General features: G+C 61.6%; 14 protein-coding genes. 7 read left to right on the top strand and 7 right to left on the bottom strand.

The annotated features are described in order from the left end of the window. Nucleotides 1-11: 11 nt before the first annotated feature. Nucleotides 12-1364 (bottom strand): peptidylprolyl isomerase, encoded by a 1353-nt coding sequence (locus DWU98_RS00175; protein ID WP_115493474.1) that lies wholly within the window; start codon nucleotides 1362-1364, stop codon nucleotides 12-14. A 110-nt stretch (nucleotides 1365-1474) separates the two neighbouring features. Beyond that, the gene (locus DWU98_RS00180) at nucleotides 1475-3931 is read right to left on the bottom strand and encodes an LPS-assembly protein LptD (RefSeq protein WP_115494104.1); all 2457 of its coding nucleotides are present in this window, start codon (nucleotides 3929-3931) and stop codon (nucleotides 1475-1477) included. Between the two features lie 228 nt (nucleotides 3932-4159). On the opposite strand from DWU98_RS00180, the gene msrB reads away from it, so the two are divergent. Continuing rightward, nucleotides 4160-4576: a peptide-methionine (R)-S-oxide reductase MsrB gene (gene msrB, locus DWU98_RS00190; protein WP_115493476.1), complete on the top strand. Its 417-nt coding sequence runs from the start codon at nucleotides 4160-4162 to the stop codon at nucleotides 4574-4576. 27 nt (nucleotides 4577-4603) lie between these two features. On the opposite strand, the gene DWU98_RS00195 is transcribed toward msrB, so the two are convergent. From DWU98_RS00195 to DWU98_RS00205, 3 genes are read right to left on the bottom strand one after another with little or no spacing between them, the layout of a single operon-like run. After that, a complete protein-coding gene (locus tag DWU98_RS00195; RefSeq protein WP_115493477.1) occupies nucleotides 4604-5524 on the bottom strand; it encodes a histone deacetylase family protein in 921 nt (306 codons plus the stop codon). Nucleotides 5525-5530: 6 nt separating this feature from the next. Further along, on the bottom strand, nucleotides 5531-6097 hold the full coding sequence (locus DWU98_RS00200) for a cob(I)yrinic acid a,c-diamide adenosyltransferase (protein WP_115493478.1): 567 nt from the start codon (nucleotides 6095-6097) through the stop codon (nucleotides 5531-5533). Nucleotides 6098-6112: 15 nt separating this feature from the next. Next, nucleotides 6113-6712: a hypothetical protein gene (locus DWU98_RS00205; RefSeq protein WP_196239443.1), complete on the bottom strand. Its 600-nt coding sequence runs from the start codon at nucleotides 6710-6712 to the stop codon at nucleotides 6113-6115. Between the two features lie 72 nt (nucleotides 6713-6784). Between DWU98_RS00205 and ubiH the strand changes: the two genes are divergently transcribed. The 4 genes from ubiH (at nucleotide 6785) to DWU98_RS00225 (ending at nucleotide 10521) form a co-directional block, all read left to right on the top strand. Continuing rightward, on the top strand, nucleotides 6785-8011 hold the full coding sequence (ubiH, locus tag DWU98_RS00210) for a 2-octaprenyl-6-methoxyphenyl hydroxylase (protein WP_230474599.1): 1227 nt from the start codon (nucleotides 6785-6787) through the stop codon (nucleotides 8009-8011). Further along, complete coding sequence (locus DWU98_RS00215) at nucleotides 8008-9210, top strand: UbiH/UbiF/VisC/COQ6 family ubiquinone biosynthesis hydroxylase (protein ID WP_268990222.1); 1203 nt, start codon at nucleotides 8008-8010, stop codon at nucleotides 9208-9210. Before ubiH ends, DWU98_RS00215 begins: the two co-directional genes overlap by 4 nt. A gap of 60 nt (nucleotides 9211-9270) precedes the next feature. After that, nucleotides 9271-10065: a dienelactone hydrolase family protein gene (locus tag DWU98_RS00220; RefSeq protein ID WP_115493482.1), complete on the top strand. Its 795-nt coding sequence runs from the start codon at nucleotides 9271-9273 to the stop codon at nucleotides 10063-10065. Nucleotides 10066-10203: 138 nt separating this feature from the next. Further along, nucleotides 10204-10521: an RcnB family protein gene (locus DWU98_RS00225; protein ID WP_158544914.1), complete on the top strand. Its 318-nt coding sequence runs from the start codon at nucleotides 10204-10206 to the stop codon at nucleotides 10519-10521. An 82-nt stretch (nucleotides 10522-10603) separates the two neighbouring features. On the opposite strand, the gene DWU98_RS00230 is transcribed toward DWU98_RS00225, so the two are convergent. Further along, nucleotides 10604-11608, bottom strand: a complete 1005-nt coding sequence (locus tag DWU98_RS00230) for a polyprenyl synthetase family protein (RefSeq protein WP_115494105.1) — start codon at nucleotides 11606-11608, stop codon at nucleotides 10604-10606. A gap of 178 nt (nucleotides 11609-11786) precedes the next feature. Between DWU98_RS00230 and ssb the strand changes: the two genes are divergently transcribed. Together ssb and DWU98_RS00240 are read left to right on the top strand one after the other, a co-directional pair. Further along, entirely contained in the window at nucleotides 11787-12290 is a 504-nt protein-coding gene (gene ssb, locus DWU98_RS00235) for a single-stranded DNA-binding protein (RefSeq protein ID WP_115493484.1), read from the top strand. A 599-nt stretch (nucleotides 12291-12889) separates the two neighbouring features. Then, nucleotides 12890-14113 (top strand): XylR family transcriptional regulator, encoded by a 1224-nt coding sequence (locus DWU98_RS00240; protein WP_115493485.1) that lies wholly within the window; start codon nucleotides 12890-12892, stop codon nucleotides 14111-14113. 170 nt (nucleotides 14114-14283) lie between these two features. On the opposite strand, the gene DWU98_RS00245 is transcribed toward DWU98_RS00240, so the two are convergent. Beyond that, nucleotides 14284-17463, bottom strand: a complete 3180-nt coding sequence (locus tag DWU98_RS00245; protein ID WP_230474600.1) for a TonB-dependent receptor — start codon at nucleotides 17461-17463, stop codon at nucleotides 14284-14286. Nucleotides 17464-17649: the final 186 nt, after the last annotated feature.

Consider the following 17649-nt stretch of genomic DNA (forward strand, 5'->3'; position numbering starts at 1 on the left):
CGGCATCGCCATTACGACGACGCCTTGGTGGTGTCTGCGCTGGGTTCTTCCAGCTCCGGCACGAGAATCTTCACGTACGAGCTGGAACGCAGCTCGCGCAGGAAGTCTTCGTACGCCTGATCGGCCTTGCGGTTACCGATGGCCTGGCGCGCTTGATCGCGTGCGATCTGGCTGGTCATGTCGCTGCTGCGTGTGCCCAGGCGTTGCACGATGTGCCAGCCCGCTTCGCTCTGGAACGGCTGTGACACTTCGCCGTCTTTCATGCCGGCCACTTTCTCGCCAATCAGCGTGCCCCAGTCAGCTTGCTGGAACCAACCCATGTCACCACCGTTATTGGCAGTGGTGTCGTCATTGGAGTCGTCTTTCGCCAGCTTGGCGAAATCCGCGTGCTTGTTGACGATGCGGTTGTAAATGTCCTGCGCCTTCTGCTCGGCCTGCGTGGGCGACACCAGTTCGCTGGGACGGATCAGAATTTGGCGCGCATGGAACTCAGTGACCATCTGCTTGGACGGTGCACGCTCATCGATGAGCTGGATGATATGAAAGCCCGTCGGGCCATGCAGGATGCCGCTGACTTCACCCGGTTTCAGGGAGCTGATCGTATCGACGAAGGCCGACGGCACTTCGTCCAGGCGACGCCAGCCCAGATCACCCCCGTCCAGCGCGTCTTGGGCGTCGGAGAAGCGGATGGCCGCCGCCTTGAAGGTCATGCCGCCCTTGATGGCGGCGAGCGCCTGCTCGGCCTTTTGCTGCGACTGTTGAATGTCGGCGGCGCTGGCGCCGCTGGGAATGCTGATCTGGATATGTGCCAGATGCACCTCGCCGGCCTTGTAGGTCGGGCTGTTGAGCAGGTTGTTGATTTCGCTTTCCGTCACGCTGACCGAATCGCGCACGACGCTCTGATGCAGCTTCTGCACGACGAGCTGGTCATGGAGCTGCTGGCGGTAAGCCGCATAGCTCATGCCCGTTTGCTCCACCGCCCCACGCAGCTGGTCGGGGGTCATCTTGTTCTGTGCGGCGACTGCCTGCACGGCCTGGTCGACGTCCGAGTCGGACACGCGGATGCCCTGGTCGTCAGCACGTTGAAGCTGCAGCTTCATCAGGACCAGCCGGTCGAGCACCTGCCGACGCAGCACGTCGATGGGGGGCAGTTGTCCGGGCTGGTTGGCGTACTGCTGCTGGATGGCGGCGACGGCGTCGTTGAGTTCGCTCTGCAAGATCACATCGTCTTCGACAACGGCGACGATGCGGTCGATCGGACCAGAAGTGTTCGAATCCTGCGGCGGCGCAAGGAGCTGAGCCTGGGCTAGCGACGGGATCGCCGCGACGATCGTCAGCAGGAATAACGCAAAAATCTGCTTCATCAGTGAACAGCCTTCTGTCGCCGGGGGCGAAGGGGGGTGGTTAGTGTCGGTCCCGAAAAACGGCCGGGCCGGCCGCTTTCCCGAGGGCGTCCGAGTCGTGCTGGACGCGCTTATTGATAGCCAAGGATATCACGCCGCAGGATGCTGTCCGTCTGCCCACTGAAGGCGCCCATGCCCTTGAATTCCAACTCGAACATGACGGCGGTATCGCTACCTGGCCCGGGCTGGGTCGGCGATACGTTGGTGATGACGCCGTCGTAGCCGTTCACATAGTGGCGGGCCACCACGCTGATCTTCACGCAACATCCTTCGTACTGCACGCCAGCCAGTGCTTCCACGGTGCGTTTATCCATCACCGAATACGTCCAGTCCCCGATCAGGCGCCAGCGCTCGGCGAGGGGGTAGACCGCCGAGACGTCGTATTGTTCCAAGAGTCCGCGACGGAAACGGTAGGAAAAGTTGAGGATGCCGTCGAAGCCGAGGCGACGCTGCAGGGTGAACGTGCCCAAGTCCGTGAGGCGGGTGTTGGGGTTCCACAGATACTCGGTGCTGGCCGTCCACTGGTCGTTCAACTGAGTGCTCAATTCGGCCACGTAGTCGGAGCCGGCCCAGTCGGTGGTGGGTGAGCAGCCGCTGGCCGTACCGGAACAGGGTATCTGCACCAACTGCGGCGTGAAGTAGCGGATTTGCCCGAACGTGGCCGACAGGCGTTCCACGCCGCCATCGTCGAGCAGGCGCGTGGTGACGGCGGCCGTCAGGTTGTTCGCGTTCATCTGGCGATCGGCGCCGGAGAACTGGTTAGGCGCGAACAGCATCCAGTCGTCGAAATCCATCAGGCCCGTGTCGAACAGGGGCAGATTGTTCTGGTTGCGGTACGGCACATAAAGGTAGAACAACCGCGGTTCCAGCGTCTGGGTGTAGTTCGTGTCGAACATGGACGTGCTGCGTTCGAAGATCAGGCCCTGGTCCAGGCTGACAATCGGTAGCGCGCGGCTGGGGTTGCTCTGTGTGAATGGCGAGGTGGTACCTGCGCTGATCGGCCCGTAATAGCTGTAGTTCTGATAACCCGAATCGAGCGAATAAGCGGTATAGCGGTACGCGAGCTTGGGCCGGAAGAACCAGGCCGGCCCCTGGAAATCCGCGTCCACGTACGGAGTCAGATCCAATCGCGCGCCTTCCACATTGTCGAATTTGTGGAAGTCGTCCGCTTCGCTGGTCAGGCCGAAGTCGTACCAGCGCGCGAATGGAATATCCATGTTGAAGGTGGCGCGTGGCAGGCGTTTGTAAGGCTCCACGCTGTTGGGTTCGGACGGATCCACGTTCTGCCACATGTCGCCGCCGAACGAAGCGTTCCACCAGTTGCCGCCGCCATTCAGATAGACGCTCGAATACAACAGCGCAGTGGAAATGGTGAACAGGTCATCGCCGAAATCGTGCAGGTAATTCTGATCGGAGGCGCGTTGGATGTTCGTGCTGACGAACCATCCTGGCCAGAGAGTGGTGGTGTTGAGGATGTGATACAGATAGCGCTGCTGGCCCTGCGTATCGAACGATGTCGGCGTGATCTTCTGGTCGTTGTAGTTGTCGCTCGGCATGAATTCGAAATCGAATATGCCGTTCGTCTTCGGGAACATGTAGCGGGCTTCGCCGGACAGCATCGCACCGCGCAAGGAGTAATAGCGCGGCGTCAGCGTAGCGTCGTAATTGGGCGCCAGGTTCAAGTAATACGGAAGCCTGAACTGATAACCGGCCTCACCCGTATGCTCAAAGTACGGATACAGGAAGCCGCTCTGGCGGTCGTCGCTGAGTGGAAACGACATATAAGGTGAGTAGAAGAACGGCACGCCGAACATGTTCATCGTGGCACCACGCGCTACACCGCGGTTGGTGGTGTCATCGGTGGTGATCTGTTTTGCGCGAATTTCCCAGATGTGCCGGCCGATATCGCAGGTGGAATAGGTCGCCACGGTGTAACGATGGTGATCCGCATCGAGCATCTGTCCGCGCACGGCGGTGCCGTTGCCGTGCGAGTTCAGCATCTGGAAGCGCACGTTACCCGTGGCTAGCCCCGTGCTGTTGTCGGTGTTGCCGGTAATGTGGTCGGCTGAGAGCAACTGCTCCGATTCCTGGTAGTGCACGTTCCCGCGGGCGTCGTAATCGCTGGTGTCGCTGTTGTAGTCGGCGAAGTCCGCGTGCAATTCCTGGTCGGCGCGGATGGTTTTTATATGGCCGCTCAGGTGGTAGATGGTCTGATCAGGGCTCTGGACGTAATCGGCCGAGATGTAAGTCTTGGCCGTGGGACGCAGTGAGGAATCCTTGCTCAGGAACGGGTCGTAGAACTCAAGCTGGCCGTTGGGTCGGCAGAGCGCGAAATTGTCCGGGCGTGGCGTGCAGATGAACGTGCCCAAGGGGCAGACCACTTCCGCGCCATTGAGGGTGCTTTTGGGATGCTTGGTCTGGGAAGCAGCATGGGCGCCCTGACTGCTAAACAGTGCGGCGGCAGCAGCGATTGCTAGCAGGCGGCGTGGAGGCAGAGAACGCGAGGGCGGCAGGCTCTTGGGCTTCACGGAGGCAATCAATCGGGAACGAAGGGGCGTTAAGCTATCAGAAAGGCCCTGTGGACGGCACGCGTCTTTGACGAGGATGGGAAATACTCGTTCAATCCCCTGCAGGCGCCAGCGACCTTAAGTCTGTCCGCAAGCTTTCGGGTTGCCATGTCGGCAGGCGCCATTTGCGGTCCGCGAACAGGCAGGGACTGCCGATACCTACGCCAGATCAGCCAGAGCATCGAGAGCATGAATCAGCCAAAACCTGACAAGACCGACGAAGAATGGCGCGCAAGTTTGAGTCCGGAGCAATACGCCGTATGCCGTTGCTCCGCCACCGAGCCGCCGTTCAGCGGCAAGTGGTACCGCCATAAGGACGCGGGAACCTACGTCTGCACCGCCTGCCACGCACCGTTGTTCGCTTCGGAGGCCAAATACGATTCAGGATCGGGCTGGCCGAGCTACTTCCAACCGATCAAGCGAACGGCAGTGACGCTTGCGCCCGATGAAAGCCATGGCATGCATCGCACAGAAGTACGTTGCGCGGCGTGTGGCTCGCACCTGGGACATGTGTTTCCGGATGGGCCCAAGCCGAGCGGGTTGCGCTATTGCATCAATTCCATTGCGCTGGATTTTGATCCCGATAAAGGCGCCCTCTCCCCGTAGGGCAGGCCACGCGCTGCGGAGCGGAACCTATTCCATCAGCGCGCTGACGTGCGCGCTGGCGCTACTCGCCAGGGCCTGCAGGTCATAGCCGCCTTCCAGTGTGGAAACGAGCTTTCCGCCGGCATGTACCCGCGCTACCTCGACCAGCCGCTCGGTGATCCAAGCGTAATCCTCGGTCTGCAGTTGCAGGTTGGCCAGCGGATCGCGTTGATGGGCGTCGAAGCCAGCCGAGACAAGCACGAGTTGCGGCTTGAACGCATGCAGTTTGGGTAGCAACACGTCGTTCCACAGCTCGCGGAATGCGTAAGAACCCTCGCCCGGCGAAAGCGGCGCGTTGACGATGTTGCCAACGCCATGCTCATCGGCGCTGCCGGTACCGGGATAGAGCGGCTGCTGGTGCGTGGAAATGAACAGCACACGCGGCTCGTGCTCAAAAATGTCTTGGGTGCCGTTGCCGTGATGTACATCGAAATCGGCGATTGCCACCCGCTTGAGGCCATATGCCGCCAAGGCATGCGCGGCGCCGACTGCGATGTTGTTGAACAGGCAGAAACCCATGGCGGTATCGGGGGTGGCGTGGTGGCCGGGTGGCCGCACCGCACAGAAGGCGCGTGTGGCTTGGCCGGTCATCACCGCGTCCACGGCAGCGACCACCGCACCCGCCGCGCGCAGGCCCGCCTCGGCGGAGGCTGGGGACATTAAAGTGTCCTCGTCCAGGCGGACGGTCTGCGCCAGGGGTGTGATCGCCAGGATCCGTTCGACATGGGCGGGGGTATGCACCCGCTCCAACTGCGCGCGCGTGGCGCGCGGAGCCTCCACGCGATCCACCGTGGCGAAGCGATCCTGATCCAGTGCCTCCAGCACCGCGCGCAGGCGCGCTGGGCATTCCGCGTGTCCCTGGCCAGGATCGTGCTGCAGGCAGATGGCGTGGGTGAAAAGCCGCAGCATGCGTGCTTAGCCGGCCGGCTTGCGGCGGCGCTCATGCTGCCAGAGCACTTCGCCGTGGCCGCCGCCACGAGCCAGCACGCGGCCCAGCACGAACAGCAGGTCCGATAGCCGGTTGAGGTAGCGCTGCGCCTGCGGGCGCACGGCTTCCATACGCCCTAATGCGATCACTTCCCGCTCAGCGCGACGGCACACGGTGCGCGCCAGATGGCAGCAAGAGGCGGCCATGCCGCCACCGGGCAGGATGAAGTCTTTCAGCGGCGGCAGTGGATCGTTGAAGCGGTCCAGCACCTGCTCCAGCCGGTCTATGTCGGCATCTTCGATCATCGCCATGCCCGGAATGCACAGCTCCCCGCCAAGGTCGAACAGCTCGTGCTGCACCTGGGTGAGCGCTTCGCGCACGGCCTCGTCCACGCCGTCGCAGGCCAACACCATACCAATGGTGCTGTTGAGCTCGTCGACCGTGCCGTAAGCGCCGACGCGCGGGGAATCCTTCGCGACACGCGACCCATCGCCCAAGCCGGTGCTGCCATCGTCACCTGTGCGGGTGTAAATCTTGGAAAGCCGGTTACCCACGCTGCGAACCGCCGATTAGTGCTGTGCCTGACCGCTGTGCTGCGACAGGCGGGCAAGCTGCACGCTCATCACGTGCAGCACCGCACCCAGGCCGACGTAGACCGCCGTGGTCTGAAGGAACGGCAAATACCAGTCGCCCAGGTTTTCGTACCAGGCGGTAAACGTCTTCGGCGAGGGCACATGCGCGCTCAGCCAATAGAAGCTGCCGTTGGAAATCACGTAGCACGCCGCTTCGCTGACCAACAGCACGGCAACCGTCAAGGTCAGCATGGACAGCGAGAGGCCGCGTTGATGCCGGGCCAGCCAGCTTCCGCCGATCCACAGCGCACCGTAAGCGGGAATCAGGAACCAATAGCCAAGCGACACGCAGTAGTGATCCCAGAAGCTGATGCCCATGTGCGTGATCACTACGTAATCCACCACGATCGCCTCGGCCATCAGCAACGGGAACGCCCAGCGCCCCGAGCCGGACAACCAGAAGCCGGCCAGGAAGAACACCCCCCACGATGCATCCCAAATGTCGTGGTGGAACAGTGACAGATGCACGCGCGTTGCCGCCATCACCAGGGCGAGCGCCGCGAAGATGCCAAGGCGCTGGGTCTGTGTCATAGCCATGAAGTACTCCCTAACGAAGACGCTCAGTTTAGCCGAATGCGGAGTGACACACGCACCGCGTATCATCCACGCATGACTCTCTCCCCTCCCTTCAGCCCTGAGGGCAACGTGCTGGTCGTCGGCGGTGGGCTGGTCGGCGCCAGCTTGGCCATCGCGCTGGATGCCGCCGGGTGCCGTGTCACCCTGGTGGAAGCCGCCGCGCCGCGCGCGGATGCACAGCCCAGTTACGACGAGCGCAACCTTGCGCTGGCCCGCGCCACCGTGAATGGTTTGGATGCGATCGGCGTGTGGCCGCTGGCGGCTGCGCAGGCCACGCCCATACGACATATTCACGTCAGTCGCGCGGGTGAATTCGGTAGCGCTCGCCTGGATGCCGCAACGCACGGTGTTGATGCGCTCGGCTGGACCTTGCCTGCGCGCGAACTGGGTAGCGCGTTGCTGCGCCGACTGGATGCCTGCCAGCGTCTGGTGCGTCTGGCACCGGCGAGTCTGGTCGGCCTTACCCAATGCGACGACGGCTGGCGCGCGCAGATCACCACGCAGGAGGGTGAGCAGCACATCGACGCCGCCTTGCTGGTTGGGGCGGACGGCACCGAATCCTTCGTGCGTGCCCAATTAGGTATCGGGGCCGAGGTGCATGACTACCAGCAGACGCTCTTCGTCTGCACCGTTACACCGGAGCGGGACCCGGCGAACCGCGCGTGGGAGCGCTTTTCCGACGAAGGCCCCATCGCCATGCTGCCATTGGCGGAGCGCCGCTGCGGAATGGTGCTCACCGTCGCCTCAGACATGGCGTCCGATGTGGCGGCCATGAACGACGCCGAATTCATTGCGCTGGCGCAACACCGCTTCGGCTGGCGCCTGGGGCGGTTGAGTCGTCCTGGCAAGCGCCATCCCTATGCCATCCGGCGGGTCGCTGCGCGCAACCTGATCGCGCACCGTGCCGTACTGGTGGGGAATGCCGCGCAGACGGTGCATCCCATCGGCGCGCAGGGTTTCAACCTGGGTTTGCGCGATGCCCTGACGCTTGCCGAACTGGTTGCGCAGGCCGCCGATCCGGGGTCGCATCCGCTGCTGGAACGCTACGCCGCGCGCCGCGCGCCGGATCGCGAAGGCACCATGGCCATGAGCCACGACCTGGTGCGTTTCGCCTGTATGCCGCAAGCGTGGCTGGCACCCTTTCGTTCGCTCGCCCTGCTGGCCTATGACCGCGTGCCTCCGTTGCAACGGGTCTTGGCTCGCCGCGGCATGGGCTTTCGTGGTGAACCTCCGCATGCCGTATTGGAGCGTGTGCCGTGAGGAGCATCCCCGCGACGCAACGCCGTGCACCGGCGCTGGATATCGCCGTGGTCGGCGGCGGCATGGTGGGGGCGGCGGCCGCACTCGCGCTCAGTCGCGCCGGCTTCAGCACCGCCTTGCTGGAAGCACGGCCACCGTCTCCCTGGCAGCCGGAGGATGATGTCGATCTGCGCGTGGTCGGCCTCGCGCCTTCTTCGATCAGGTTATTGGACGAGCTGGATGTCTGGACGTCCATTCGCGATGCGCGCGCGTGCCCTTATGCGCATATGTGCGTGTGGGATGCGCAGAACGGCGCTGCCATCGATTTCAACGCCGCCGATGACGGCCGCGATCAACTGGGCTACATCGCGGAAAACAACCTCGTGCAATGGACGCTTTGGCAGGCGCTGGAAGCGGCCGGCGTGCAGCGTCTGTGCCCAGCGACTGTCAAAGACTTCGAAACGCGTGCTGATCGTGTCGCACTGGCATTGGCCGATGACGAAAGTGTAACGGTGCGTCTGCTGGTCGCCGCCGATGGCGCCACGTCCCCGCTGCGCGAGCGCGCCGGTATCACCACGCGCGGCCGCGATTACACGCAACGCGCGGTGGTCGCGCACGTGTCCACGGAGCGCCCGCATGCGCACACCTGCTGGCAGCGTTTTCTGCCGACCGGGCCGCTCGCGCTGTTGCCGCTGGCCGACGGACGCAGTTCCATCGTCTGGTCGCTGCCCGAGCAGGAGGCGCAACGCGTGCTTTCGCTCGATGACGAGGCGTTTCGCGCAGAACTGGGTATCGCAAGCGATTTTCGGCTCGGGCGCATCACCGGCGCCACGCGGCGCGCGGCTTTTCCATTGAAACTCCAGCTTGCCAATACGTATCACGCCGAGCGTTTCGTGTTGCTTGGCGACGCTGCGCACGTGGTGCACCCGCTGGCCGGGCAGGGCGTGAATCTTGGGTTGCGCGATGTAGCCGAGTTGCGCGACACCTTGGTCGCTGCCCGCGATGCGGGCAGCGATATCGGCCTGCCATCGGTATTGCGTCGTTATGCGCGTCGTCGGCGCAGCGAAGACACGCTCGATGCATACGGTTTCGACGCGCTTGCGCGCATCTATGCATGGCAGGGCCCGCCGTGGGTGGCAGCGCGTGGTTTAGGTGTTCGTATCGTTGATCGTCTGCTGCCGCTGAAGCGTCGCCTTGCTGCGCATGCTGCCGGTTTCTAGCCGCGTCGCTCGACGCGTTGATCGAGTTTTGCTTGCCCTTCACAAACCGAGGAATCGTGTATGCGTTTCATTCGAGTCGGTTGCTTTGCTTTGCTCGCCTGCCTGAGCTTTGCCGCTCAGGCCAAGATGGTGCATCGTCCGGTGGAGTGGACGCTGGATGGCACCCATTTCAAAAGCGTGCTGGTCTACGACGATGCCAGCCATGTCAAGCGTCCTGGCCTGGTCATGGTGCCGAACTGGTACGGCCTGAACGACACGGCGATCAAGAAGGCCGACATGATCGCGGGCAAGGATTACGTGATCCTGCTCACCGACATGTACGGCGAAAACGTCAGGCCGCAACCGGGTCATGCGGATCAGGCGAAAGCCGCCACGGCGCCGCTGTATGCCAATCGCGCGCTGATGCGCAAGCGCATCGTTGAGGCGCTCGCACAGTTGAAGGCGCAGGCGTCGAGTGCACCGATCGATAGCGGCAAACTTGCGGCAATCGGCTTCTGCTTCGGCGGCACTGCCGTGCTCGATCTGGCCCGCAGCGGTGCCGATGTTGCGGCAGTGGTGTCCTTCCATGGCGGCTTGTCTACGGACAATCCAGCGCTTGCCAAGAACATCAAGGCGCGCGTGCTGGCCATGAATGGCGCCGACGACAAGGGCACCATGCCCGATGCCGACAAATTCATGGACGAAATGCGCTCCAGTTCGGCCGATTGGCAATTCGTGGTGCTCGGCAACGCGGTTCATTGCTTTACCGAGACCGAAGAGAACTCGCCGGGCTGCAAGTACGATGCACGTGCGGCTGCGCGCAGCTATCGATTGATGCACGATTGGTTGCACGCGGCATTCAACGGCGTACCCTGACCGGGCCGGCCTCATAAGCGGATCGGTGTGTACGGATGGGGAAAAATCGCATGGCGATGTAAGCCGGGATTTTTCGGCACGTCATGCCCTGCGCCTAACCGTATGGAAACAGTCGCGGCGTGGATGAGGGAGACATGTATGAAGACGTGTTCCAAAGCCCTGTTGAGCGGCTTGATCGCAATGGCTTTTGTCGGCGGTGTGCAGGCATTTCCGGAAACGGCCAGCCATGCCGGCGAGATGATGTATCACACGGGTCGTCCTGTGCCGGATCAATACATGGCCGATAGCAATGTCATCCAGAACTATCACCATTACCACCTGGACAAGCCGTTGGGCGGCTATGAGTGGGTTCACGGCGTGGAAAACGAATACCTGCTGGTGTCCATCAAGTCGCATATCCTCAAGCGCATCGAGTATCGCCTGAACGTTCCGCCGGAAACGCCCGGCAAGGGTTGAGGATGGACATCGGTCCTAAAAAAGCCCCGGGTGAAACCACGGGGTTTTTTTTATGCATACTTAGCAAGAAACTCGCGACAAGTCAGAACGTGCGCTGCACGGAATAATCCGCCAGCGCCGCCAGTGCATCGCGATAAGGCGACGCCGGCAGCGATACCAGGGCTTCTCGGGCGGCGCGAGCATGCCTGAGTGCACATTCGCGCGTGCGCTCAAGTGCGCCCGATTCGCGAATGGCGTTGATGATGTGGTCGAGTGAACCCAGTCCGCCATGCTCGATGGCATGACGCATTTCGTTCGCTTGTTCGGCGCTTACGCGCTGCAACGCATAGATCAGCGGTAGCGTCGGCTTACCTTCGGCGAGGTCGTCGCCGATGTTTTTGCCCAGAGTGCGTGCATCGCTGATGTAGTCGAGCAGGTCATCGGCGATCTGGAAGGCGTAGCCCAGCTGCATGCCGTAGCGGCGCAGCGCGGCCACTTGGGCGTCCGGCAGGCCGCCAAGCAGTCCGCCGAGCTGGGTGGCGGCAGCGAACAGAACGGCGGTCTTGCGTTCGATGACGGCCAGATAGGCCGCCTCGTCCACATCGGCATTGCCGATGTTCAGCAGCTGCAGCACCTCGCCCTCGGCGATGGTGTTGGTGGTGTCGGCCAGGATGCGCATGATGCGCATGTCGTCCAGCTCTACCATCAACTGGAACGAGCGCGAATAGAGGAAATCGCCCACCAGCACGCTGGCCGCATTGCCCCACAGCGCGTTCGCGGTCTTGCGGCCGCGGCGCAGGTCCGACTCGTCCACCACGTCGTCATGCAGCAGCGTGGAGGTATGAATGAACTCGATCACCGCCGCCAGCTTGATGTGCTTGTCGCCCGCGTAGCCGGCCGTGCGTGCGGCGAGGGCGTGCAGCATCGGACGCAGGCGCTTGCCGCCCCCGGCGATGATGTGGTCGGCGATCTGGTTGATGAGCACCACGTCCGACGCCAGCCGCTGCCGGACCAGGGCGTCGATACGCTGCATGTCGCCTTCGGCGAGGGCACGTACCCCGGCGAAGTCGCGCGCGGGATCGACGGTCTGGAGGACGGAAGTGTTCATGCGGGTGGGGTTGGACATAGAACCCCGATTATAGAGGTGATGCCTGCATTACGTGTGATCCGAGCGGATTTTCACCCCATGCCGACAGCCGCTCGGCGAAAAGCCCGCCAGATGTACGTCCTGGCCCTGTGCTAGCATGCCCGACCAGCCCTGATTAAGGCATCGTTTCGAGGATCTCATGGCCCGCGGCATCAATAAAGTCATCCTGGTCGGAAACCTTGGCGCGGATCCTGAAGTCCGCTACACCGCTGGCGGTACCGCGGTGGCAAGCCTCAGTGTGGCCACCTCCGAACAATGGACCGACAAGCAGAGCGGCCAGAAGCAGGAACGCACCGAGTGGCACCGCGTGAAACTGTTCGGCCGCCTGGCGGAGATCGCCGGCGAGTACCTCAAGAAAGGCCGCCAGGTGTACGTCGAGGGTTCGTTGCGCACGGACAAATACACCGGTAAGGACGGTGTGGAGCGCTACTCCACCGACATCGTCGCCAGCGACCTGCAGATGCTCGGCGGCATGGGTGGTGAAGGCGGTGGTGGTGGCGGTGGTGGCTACCGCGAGCGCCAGCAAGGTGGGGGCAACCCGCGCCAGCAAGGCGGCGGTGACTATGGCAATGCGCCGCAGCGCCAGTCCCCGCCACCCCCGGAAACGGGCAATCAGTTTGACGATGACGATATCCCGTTTTGAAGAACGGCTGCGATAGAACAATCGATTGCCAAGATAAAGCCCCTGACCGTTCAGGGGCTTTTTTGTATTTCAAAATGTCTGCCGTCGATAGCGAAGGATTCAATTGCCTCCGTGTTTAAGGCGGCAAGATGACTTCCATCCGTATAGACGTCTATTTGTGATACACGCTTCGGTCAAGTCATCGGAGCATGACTGAGAAAAGCCCAATGGCGTTTTCCTCGTTTTCCACCTGCGTCCGGCGAAAGCGTTCCAATGCAACGGACGCATCTTCTCACCCAAGCTTCACGGACGCCGAAAGATCGCAATATCCTGCTGACTCCAGGCGCGCGCCTATCGCCCTGATTCCTGATTTAAATCGATACAAATTTGTCGTGTGACCTGAATTGCAAAGGGGCGGCCACTTATCGCATACCCTTGGCTTATCCACGTGTCACGCGCAGCGCCAAGTGAATATATATTGGGGGCTGGCTTTTGGTGGTAAGCGGTCGTGATGTTCTGACCAGGGGACTTGCGCGGGGATCGCTCTACCATCATCGGAACGTCCTGCCAACCTGATCGGAATCCAGCCGCCGCTATCCCATTTCCTTAAAGGTCGTTGTATGTCGCCTCATCGCATCGCGTTGCTATTCAATGCCAACAAGGTCTACGACCGGCAGGTCATCGCGGGTATCGGGCAATACGTCACGTCCACACGCGTGAAGTGGGATCTGTTTATGGAAGAGGACTTCCGCAGCCGTACGGCTGGCATTCGCCAATGGCGCGGTGACGGCATCATCGCTGACTTCGACGACCCGATGGTGGCCGAAGCGGTGTCGATGTTGTCCATGCCCGTCGTGGCGGTGGGCGGTTCGTATGCCGATGAGTCGCAGTATCCGCCTGGCATTCCTTATGTGGCGACCGATAACCGCAAGCTCGTGCAATTGGCTTATCAGCATCTGATCGAGCACGGTCTGCAACACTTCGCATTCTTCGGAAAGCCACCTGCACCCGGCAATCGCTGGGCGCATGAACGTGAAATGTGGTTCCTTAATCTGACCGCCGAGGACGGACTGGAAGGCATCGTCTATCTCGGCTTAGAGACCAGTGCCGATAGCTGGGATCGAGCGCAGAACGAAGTGGTCGAATGGATACGTTCGCTGCCCAAGCCGATCGGCATCATCGCTGCCACCGATGCGCGTGCGCGGCAGCTGTTGCAGGCATGCATCGTGGCCGATGTGCCGGTTCCCGAGCAGGTGGCCATTGTAGGTATCGATAACGATCCCATCGTGCAAACGCTCAGCTACATACGCCCGAGCTCCGTCATTCAAAGTGCAGAGGAAATGGGCCGCACTGCCGCGCGGTTGTTGCATCAGATGTTGCATGGTGGCGATTACTCCGCCACCCGCATGCTCGTGGCGCCGGCGGGCATCAATGTGCAGGCGAGCAGTCGGCATCGCTGCATCAGCAGCCCCTATGTGATGCGCGCGCTTCATTACATTCGCCAGTACGCGTGCATGGGGATCAAGACCGAGCAGGTATCCAGCTACGTGGGTGTTTCACGTACGTTGCTGGGTGAGCACTTCAAGCGCGAGCTGAAAAAATCCGTGCACCAGGTGATCCTGGAGCATAAGTTGGAGACGGCGCGGCGAATGTTGGCCGATCCGGAAATATCGCTCTCGGACGTCGCCGTGCGTAGCGGATTTATCTCGCTGCAATACATGTACGCGGTGTTTCGGCGCGAGTTCAACTGCACGCCCAAGCAATATCTGGAACAACTGCGCTCCAGCGGGCGAACGCAGCCCGAGCAGCCACTGCCTGATCTCGGCGCCGCTTTCCAGGTTTGATGGCAACAGTTAGATCGCAGTGTCGTACTGGAACGTTCGGTTCTCGACAGAACGTCTTTGACCGCCAATGGTCGCAAGCAGGTAGCGGTGCTGCCATTGGCACGCACATGTGCGCCAGCGAGCATCGATAGACAGGCAAGCATCCAGCGGCTTGCCTGTCCGGGTCTTGATTAGAAGCTCGCGCGGAACACGAGTTCGTAACGGCGGTCGGTCATGAACAGTGCGCGGGTGTACAGGTTCCAGTCTACATAGCCGTTGATGTAGGTGGTCGGTCCCATCAGCACCTTCTGCACGGTGTTGGTGAGGTTGTTCATCTGCAGACCCACCTGCATGCTCTTGTTGATGTGATAGAAGATCGACGCGTCGAGCTGGCCCGAAGCGGCGTTCCACATTGGCAGGTAGGTGTCGCCTGAGTCGACCGGCGTGATCAGATAGCGACTGCGCCACGACCACGCCAGGCGCGCCGACCAGTCACCGTATTCATACATGCCGGTGATGTTGTAGTTGTGCGGCGACAAGCCCTGCATCGGCAGGCCCGGGTTGGTGACGATGTCGCCGGTCGAGCACGAGCCGTTGCCGTGGTTCGGGTCGCATGAGTTGGTGCCGTAGATCTTGCTGCTCTCAAGGAAGGTGTAGTTGGCTTGCACGCCCAGACCCTTCAAGGGGCCCGGCAGGAAGTCAAAGAACTGCGAATAGCCCGCTTCGGCACCCTTGACGGTGCCGGTGCCTGCGTTGGTGGGGCCGCTCACGGCGACCGGCACACCGTCGATGGTCTGGGTATGGACCTCGGTGGTGGTGTAGTTGGAGATGTTCTTCTTGAACAGCGTGGTGTACAGCTCGCTGGTGGGAGCGAAGTACCACTCCAGCGCAGCGTCGAACTGGTTGGCTTCCATCGGTTTCAAGTCCGGATTGCCGCCGGTGGTGGCGGTGAAGCCGGCAAGCTGTGCTTGTTGCCCCGGTCCGGGCGAACTCCACGATGTGCCGATGACCATGTACGAGTTGAGCTGGCTGATGGTCGGGCGGGTTATCGCCTTGGACGCGGCCAAACGCAGCTGCAGGTCGTCAGTCAGCTTGAAGCGCAGGTTAAGGCTGGGCAGCACGTTGTGGTAGTCATACGCGCCGTTGATCGGTGTCGTGGCGCCGTTGAACAGAGCCCGCTCGCTGGGCGTGATACCCGCGGAATTCTGGATGGCGTCCGACGAGGGGTAGGTGACGGAGCCGTTCGCGTTCACGCTGGTATGGACGAAGCGCACGCCGATGTTGCCATCGAAGGGAATGCCCAGCGCCGTGTCGTTGCCGAAGTACAGCGAGGCGTAGGCGGCCTGGGTCGCTTCGTGCATATAGTCGGCGCTCATGCCTGAGGCCGGGTTACATGCATCGCCTGCGCTCTCACTGAAAATCTGCGGACACCATCCGCCCGCCCCGCCGGACATCTCAAGCGCACGCAACGCAGAAATCGCGCCATAGTAATTGCCCACCAGCGCCATGCTGGGGAACACCAGCGTGCTGGGCAGCTTGGTCTGGCCACGGAAGAAATCGCTGAAGGAGAACTGCTGATTCATCCACGCCGGAACGTTGTTGGTCCAGTCCAGTGAGGAGGGACCGGTGTAGCCGCTTTCCCAGTCCTGGCTGATGGGGCCCCAGTTGTAGCTGCTGCTGTTGTTGTTGCTGTACGTGTCGTGGTTGGTGAAACGGACGCCCACACGGAAGTACTGCAGCCAGTTGCTGTTATCGAAGTTGTATTCAAGATCGGTGCGCACGGTGCGCATCATGGCGTAGTCGTACTCGAGGTGGTCCAGCGCCGCGCCCAGGTAGTAATTGGCGTAGTTGGTCAGGCTGTTGGGGTTGCTGGTGTTCGAGGGGGTGTAGGCGTATTTCGTATTGTTCAGCAGCGTGAGGCTGGGGATGCCGCTGTTCATGTTTACATCGGCAGGCGGCATGAAGAACTGGTCGTACACCGTGAAGTCGACTTCATTGGCGGTGGATTTGACGAGTTGTACTTCGCCCGACCAGATCATGTTGTCGGTGAGGTTGTATTTGAACGTGTTGGACCAGTCGGTGGTGCGGACGAACTGCGTTTGCTCGCGCGTGAGGGCGTAGTAATTCGGACCGCCGATCGGCGGGTAGCCCGTGTTCAGCGTTGCCTTGGCAGGCCCCGTGCCGCCTCCTTGCCACGAACCGGACACCATGTCGCCGTTCTCGTAGACGCCGTTGTCGTAGTCGAACGACGTACCCGGCACCGGGATCATGTTGTAGTAATTGCCCTCGTTGGTCTGGACTTCATGCTCCTGCCACTGAAGGTTGTAGGTGGAACGGAAGAAGCGCGAGTCGAATTCCAGATTATTGGTCGGGCGCCACTGGAAGGCAGCGTAAATACCGGTGCGCCTGCGTTGCATGTCCATTTCGTAGTAATTGATATCGCCCGGAATGGCCACGTTGCCGGTGGACGAGGTGGGCTCACACGGACAGTTGCCAAGATTGTTTTGCGGTTCAAGCACGTAAGGGTTGACCTGGATGCCGTCGGTGCGCGAGGCCAGTTCGGAGTAGGACACATCGAACAACGCGCCGAATTCCCCGAGGTTTTCGGTCTTCCAGCGATTGCTGTACAGGAACGATGCGGATGGCTTGCTCTTCTTGGACGTGTCGCCTTCATTGACGCCTGTCGAGAAAGCGGCCACCTGGCCGGGCGCGTCGAAGGGCATGCGCGTACGCAGATCCACCGTGCCGCCGATGCCGCCTTCGATGAGTTCCGCCGACGGATTTTTGTAGACGTCCACGCCTTGCATCAGCTCGGCAGGTACGTCCTCGAAGCTCAGCGCGCGACCATTGTTGGCCGAGAAGCTTTCGGCGCCGTTGAGCAGGCTGGCCACGTAGGGAAGGCCACGGATCAGTACGCCGCTACCTTCGGCGGACGGATGATCCGGGTCGTCATCGGCCAGGTAGTGATCGACCGTGACACCGCTGATGCGCTGCAGCGTTTCGGTCACGCTGCGGTCGGGCATGGCGGTGATGTCGGTGGCGGTGACCGAATCGACGATCTGGCTGGCGTTCTGCTTGAGCGACTGCGACGATTCAAGGCTGGCACGGATGCCGGTCACGGTAACGCCGGCCATATCCTGAATCTGTTTCTGCTCGTCGGCTTTTTTCTTCTTGCCGGCATCGGTGGCTGCACTGGCCGACGCTGGCGCGGTTGCCGCGGTGCTGGGTCCCTGATTGGCGCTCTGGGCCAGCGTCATGGTTGGCGTATACATCAGCGCCAGGCCCAAGGCGACGGCGGCTGGCAGTCGACGGCTGTAAAGCCCCATGCCGGAAGGCGGATACACCCCCTCCTGCAAACGCGAAATTTGCATCCTACCCTTCATTATTTGTCACTCCCCATTGTGTGCGAGGCCACCGCTGGCGTGCGCCAGGGGGTACCTGTTTTTATTTCGCTTCAGAAGCCGGACCCCGCAAAAGCGTTAAGTAAAGCGGGCCCCGATATCCGGTCTTCGGTGCTTGCCTAGTGAATAGGACAGAGTGCTGACAAACAATTACGA

The sequence above is a fragment of the Dyella monticola genome (assembly GCF_003363155.1).
Taxonomy (GTDB): domain Bacteria; phylum Pseudomonadota; class Gammaproteobacteria; order Xanthomonadales; family Rhodanobacteraceae; genus Dyella_B; species Dyella_B monticola.